The sequence below is a fragment of the Pseudoclavibacter sp. 8L genome, from assembly GCF_902506465.1.
Lineage (GTDB): Bacteria > Actinomycetota > Actinomycetes > Actinomycetales > Microbacteriaceae > Pseudoclavibacter.
In genome coordinates this window covers 1-5,367 of the sequence record NZ_LR733194.1, presented here as the reverse complement: position 1 = coordinate 5,367, position 5,367 = coordinate 1, and the positions used below count along the sequence as shown (strand labels likewise).

The window sequence follows — 5,367 nt, the reverse complement described above, 5'->3', positions numbered from 1 at the left end:
GGTCCCGCCCGATCTCCCGTCTCGGGATGGGAAAGTCACTTCGTTGTGGGAACTTCTCCAGCACGAAGTGACTTCGCCATCCCGAGGCGTGGCGCGGGCGTCCGCCCCGCCCCGCTTCGCCTCGTCCCGCCCGATCTCCTGTCTCGGGGTGGGAAAGTCACTTCGTTGTGGGAACTTCTCCAGCACGAAGTGACTTCGCCATCCCGAGGTGTGGCGTGGCGTGAGCGCCGGTGTCCGTCCTCTCGTCAGGTCCCGTCCGATCTCCCGTCTCGGGATGGGAAAGTCACTTGGTTATGGGAACTTCTCCAGCACGAAGTGACTTCGCCATCCCGAGACTGGGGCGGATGCTCCCGCTGCGGTTCGCCGCCGAGGCTCTGATCAGACCGAGTCGGGACAATGGGGGCATGACTTCTCCGAGAACCGACCTCCGCAAACGCGCGATCCTGGCAGCGGGACAGGGCACGCTGACCGCTCTCTACTACGCCACCCCTGACGTGATCTCGTCGAAGGCGGGTCGCGGAGTCGCGAAGACGATGCTGGCCCTCGGTGTTGCCGGGCTCGCGGCGTCGGAGTACGACGAGCTGAAGCTCGGCAAGCGCGGCCGCACCGAAGACACCGACCTGCTGGTGCAGCCCGCGGCGCAGGCACCGGGCGAGCTCATCGGCGGCCCAGGCGATCAGGCTGATGCGCCGCACCCGCTGCCAGGCGAGCGTCCGCAGGGTGAAGATGAGGTGGACGGGAAGCCGCAGAGCTTCTCCCAGTTCTGGATCTCGCTCTCTCCGGCGAGCCGGGTCGCCCTCGGCGGGCTCGCCGCGGCGGCTGGAATCGGGTCGATCCTCGCTGCCGTCGCCGGCGAGCGGTGGATCTACCGCTTCGGCGAGCGTCGCGCCGCCCGCGGGGTGACGACCGCGCACGCCAAGACGGGCCTCGTGATCGGCGGCCTCACTGCGCTTATGGCACTGATTCCGCCGCCCGAGGACAAGTAGGCCCTCGGCCGCGGGTGTTCCCTGCGGCACGGAGTCGCGGCTGTCCAACTTCCGTGACGCGGTGCTCGCGCTGACGCCCCGGCGGTCTGCCGATGCCGAATCGTCACGGAAGTTGGACAGGAAACGCGAGTCCGTTCGGGGCGACGCCCATTGCAGCAGCAGTCCAGTGCTGCAGGAGTGCGTCGGCGCGCAGTCGCAGCGCTCAGAATCCGGCGAGCACCTCGTCGATGATGGTGATGCCGCGGCGTGCGTCAGCGTCGGTGATGACGGCGGGTGGCACGACGTGGATGCGGTTGTCGGCGACGAACGGCAGCAGGCCGCGGGCCACGAGCTGCGACTTGATGCTCGCCATGTCGGCCGCGGCGAGCGGTGCGCGCGTCAGCGGGTCGCTGACCAGCTCGACGGCCCAGAAGACGCCCTTGCCGCGCACCTCGCCGATGACGTCGTGGCGTGCGGCGAGCTCGTGTAGCGCAGGGCCGATGACCTCGCGTCCGAGGCGGGCCGCGTTCTCGACGATGCCCTCCTCCTCCATGGTCTCGAGGGTCGCGACGATGGAGGCCGCGGCCAGTGGATGCCCCGAGTAGGTGAGCCCGCCAGGGAAGACCTCCTCGTCGAAATGTGCGGCGATCTCCTCTGAGATGATGACCCCGCCGACCGGCACATAGCCCGAGTTGACGCCCTTCGCGAAGGTGATGAGGTCGGGGCGGACGTCGTAGGCGTCGAACGCGAACCACTCGCCGGTCCGCCCGAACCCGGCCATGACCTCGTCGAAGATGAGCAGGACGCCGTAGCGGTCGCAGATCTCCCGCACGCCGGCAAGGTACCCGGGCGGCGGCACGAGCACGCCCGCGGTTCCGGGGATGCTCTCGATGAGGATGGCCGCGACGGACGCGGGGCCCTCCGCCTGGACGACGCGCTCGAGATGACGAAGTGCCCGCGCGCTCTCCTGCTCGGGCGTCTCTGCCCAGAACTCCGAACGGTACAGGTACGGGCCGAAGGCGTGCACGTGGCCGCGCGCGTACTCGTTGGGGATGCGTCGCCAGTCGCCGGTCGCGACGATCGCGGCTCCCGTGTTGCCGTGGTAGCTGCGGTACAGGGACACGACCTTGTCGCGCCCGGTCGAGAGGCGGGCCATGCGAATCGCGTTCTCGACCGCATCCGCACCGCCGTTCGTGAAGAACACCTTCGAGAAGCCTTCTGGGGCGTGCGACAGGATCAGCTCCGCCGCCTTCGCCCTGGTCTCGTTGGCGTGCGCCGGGGCGATCGTCACGAGCTTCGCGGCCTGCTCCTGGATGGCCGCGATGACCTTCGGGTGCTGGTAGCCGATCGTGACGTTCACGAGCTGGCTCGAGAAATCGAGGTACTCGTTGCCATCGAAGTCCCACAGCTTCGCGCCTTCGCCGCGGGCGATGGGCAGCGGCGAGATCTTCCCCTGAGCTGACCAGGAGTGGAACACCGAGGCGAGATCGCGCTCGCGAACGTCCGTGTTGCTGAGGTGGGTGCTGAGGGTGGGAGCGGTCATGTCTCCACTCTGCGGCCCCGATTGCACCGCGTTCGTGGTCAAATCGGTGAGAATGGGTGCCATGACTCGACAAAAGCGTCAGCATGGTTCTGCGCACCGGGGGCTGGCGTGAGTGTCACGCTGCGCGAGCTCGTGGAGGAGACCGAGTTCAAGCTGCGGGTGCTGCACGCCGCGGACGCGAGCGCACTGGACCGCGAGCTCGTGTGGGCGCACAGCTCCGACCTCGGCGACCCGACACCGTGGCTCGAAGCCGGCCAGCTCCTGCTGACCGACGGCATGCAGTTCGCAGTGTCGGAGGCGCCGGACCCCGGAGTGCAGCTGCAGCGCGCCGCGAACGGACTGCGCTCGCCGGTGTCCGCGACCGCGACCGTTCGATTCCAAGCGCTTGCCAGCGAGGTCGTCTTCGACGCGTATGTCGCCCGACTGCGGGCGGCTGACATCGCGGCGCTCGGCTTCGCGACCGAGGTCATCCACGCGGAGGTGCCCGCTGACCTCGTCGCCGCCTGCGAGCGCCACGGCCTGACGCTCGTCGAGGTCGCCGAACGCACCCCGTTCATCGGCATCATCCGCTACCTCGCCGACCAGCGAGCCCTCGAGCAGCGAGCGCGGCTCGAGTGGTCGCTGCAGGCGCAGCGCAAGCTCGCGAGGGCCGCCCTCAGGCCCGGTGGTCTCGGCGCGATCCTCGTCGAACTCGAACGGCAGCTGGAGAGCTGGGTGGCGCTCTACGACTCGACGGGGCTCCGCGTGGACGCGCAGACGCGCATCCGGGTGCCGGAGAGCGAAGCCCCTGAGATCGAGCGGATGGTGCAGAGCCTCCTCGCGCGCGGCGGTCGCTCGGGGGCGCACCTGCACGGCGAGAGCGGTGATGTGACCCTGCAGACCGTCGGCCAGCACGGCCAGCTTCGCGGGGTGCTCGCGGTCGGCGGGCGAGCCCCGCTTGACCTGGCGGGCAACGACCTCGTCGCGAGCGCGATCGGTCATGCCTCGATCGCGCTCGAGCAGAATCGGGAGCTGGATGCGGCCCGCGGGCACCTGCGCGTCGGCCTCCTCGAGCTGCTCCTCGCCGGTGAGATGGTGGTGGCGACGCGCACTGCCGAGACGGTGTGGGGCAAGCTCCCCGAGGCTCCGATCCGGGTCATGCAGGCGCGGGGCGGTGAACCGGGGCAGGCGCTCCTCGACCGGCTCGAGCGGCTCGCGGGGTCCGGCCCTGAGCCGATCTTCTTCGCCGCACGGGACCACGACCTCGTGGCGATCGTGCCAGCACGAGGGGGCGCGGCACTGCTCGAGGCGCTCACAGATGCCGGTTTCTCGGCGGGTGCCTCCGCGCCCGGCGGCTGGCCCGAGCTGCCGCGACTGCTCGCGGAGGCGCGCAAGGCCGCGGAGCGCAGCACGCCGAACCGGCCGTCGGTGCGGTTCGAGGACCTCGCCACGACGGGGATGCTCGGCGCGCTTGAAGCGGCCGACGGCCGAGTCACCGCGCGCCGAGTCCTGCAGCCCCTGCTCGAGCAGGGGGAGCAGGGCCGCCTGCTGCTCGACACGCTCGCCGCCTGGACGGAGGGGAACTGCGCGTGGGACCCGGTCGCGAAGTCGCTCGGCATCCACCGGCACACGCTTCGCAGCCGCGTGACGACGGCAGAGCAGCTCCTCGGCATCGACCTGCAGACCTTCGCCGGGCGGGCCGAGGTGTGGTCGGCGATGCGCCTCCTCGACGACGCCTGACGCCGCGCGGCGGCTACTGCCCGTTCCGGAGCCTGTCGGCGAGCTGCCGCATGCTGAAGGCCCGCTTCTGCCAGAACATCCACATCCCGAACCACACGAACGGGGTGAGGAGGCCAGCGCCCAGCTCGAGCTGGTCGCGGTAGAGCGTGCGACCGCCGGGCAGCGGCGAGACGACCATCGTGTGCTCGAACGTCGTCATGACGGCCATGAGTCCCGACTCCGGGTACCCGCGGTCGCGGAGCTCGTGCATCCCGTTTCCCAGGTCTCGGTACTGGCCATCGATGACCTGCGTGCCGAGCGGAACCATGCCGAGCAGGCGGATCTCGACGCGGTGCGGACGCTCGGGTGACCAGCGTTCGGGGAAGCCGCCAGGTTCGAGCGAGCGCACCTCCGCGAGTGGGCCCGCCACTGCGCGGAAGGCTTCCGGCCGCTGGAGGGCGTCGGCGAGCAGTTCGGTTGGGCAGTCGAGCTCGAGCTTGAGGAGGATTCGCACGTGTGCATCCTCCCCCGTGTCTCCGCGCGGCACCTGCACGTCTCGCCCGCCCGCGACAGCGTTGTGGCTTGAGGCTGCTGCCGCGGCGCCGAAGCGCATCTCGCCACAACTGTGGCGCGGGAAAACGCGCACGGAGCGGACAGGGAGTGCGGGGGAGGCGGACACAGGGCGGACACGGAGTGCGGGGGAGGCGGACACAGGGCGGTCACGGAGCGCGCCCGCAGGGCGGGCGCCCCGCCTCTAGTCGTTTTCGGGGAAGCCGAGGTTGATGCCGCCGTGCTTGGCGGGGTCGAGCCAGCGGCTGGTGACGGCTTTCTCGCGGGTGTAGAAGTGGAAGCCCTGGAGGCCGTAGGCCTTGGAGTCGCCGAAGGCGGAGTCTTTCCATCCGCCGAACGAGTAGTAGGCGACGGGCACGGGGATGGGCACGTTGATGCCGATCATGCCGACCTGGATCTCGTTCTGGAAGCGGCGGGCGGCGCCGCCGTCGTTGGTGAAGATCGCGGTGCCGTTGCCGAACTGGCCGGTGTTGATGAGCTCCACGCCTTCCTCGAAGCTCTTCACGCGCACGATGCCGAGGACGGGGCCGAAGATCTCTTCCGTGTAGGCGCGGCTGGTGGTGGGGAGGTTGTCGATGAGGGTGGGGCCGA

Annotated in this window: 5 protein-coding genes; 2 read left to right on the top strand and 3 right to left on the bottom strand. The window is 69.9% G+C overall.

The window, feature by feature from the left end; genetic code table 11:
• Positions 1-404 precede the first annotated feature (404 nt).
• Positions 405-986 carry a hypothetical protein gene (locus tag GV007_RS16720; protein ID WP_160074625.1) on the top strand — a complete coding sequence of 194 codons (582 nt, stop codon included), beginning with the start codon at positions 405-407 and terminating at the stop codon, positions 984-986.
• Positions 987-1,188: 202 nt separating this feature from the next.
• Here the strand turns inward: GV007_RS16720 and GV007_RS16715 are convergent, their stop codons facing one another.
• Complete coding sequence (locus GV007_RS16715; RefSeq protein ID WP_160074623.1) at positions 1,189-2,508, bottom strand: aspartate aminotransferase family protein; 1,320 nt, start codon at positions 2,506-2,508, stop codon at positions 1,189-1,191.
• A 108-nt stretch (positions 2,509-2,616) separates the two neighbouring features.
• Here GV007_RS16715 and GV007_RS16710 point away from each other — a divergent pair, with 108 nt between their 5' ends.
• The gene (locus tag GV007_RS16710) at positions 2,617-4,227 is read left to right on the top strand and encodes a helix-turn-helix domain-containing protein (RefSeq protein ID WP_160074621.1); all 1,611 of its coding nucleotides are present in this window, start codon (positions 2,617-2,619) and stop codon (positions 4,225-4,227) included.
• Between the two features lie 13 nt (positions 4,228-4,240).
• Here the strand turns inward: GV007_RS16710 and GV007_RS16705 are convergent, their stop codons facing one another.
• Positions 4,241-4,720, bottom strand: a complete 480-nt coding sequence (locus tag GV007_RS16705; protein WP_160074619.1) for a hypothetical protein — start codon at positions 4,718-4,720, stop codon at positions 4,241-4,243.
• Positions 4,721-4,960: 240 nt separating this feature from the next.
• A partial coding sequence (locus GV007_RS16700; protein WP_160074617.1) for an aldehyde dehydrogenase family protein occupies positions 4,961-5,367 on the bottom strand: 407 nt, incomplete at its 5' end.

Excerpts from the sequence above, each read along its gene's own strand:
- GV007_RS16720 (WP_160074625.1), top strand. The coding sequence starts at position 405 with ATGACTTCTCCGAGAACCGACCTCCGCAAACGCGCGATCCTGGCAGCG.
- GV007_RS16715 (WP_160074623.1), bottom strand. The coding sequence starts at position 2,508 with ATGACCGCTCCCACCCTCAGCACCCACCTCAGCAACACGGACGTTCGC.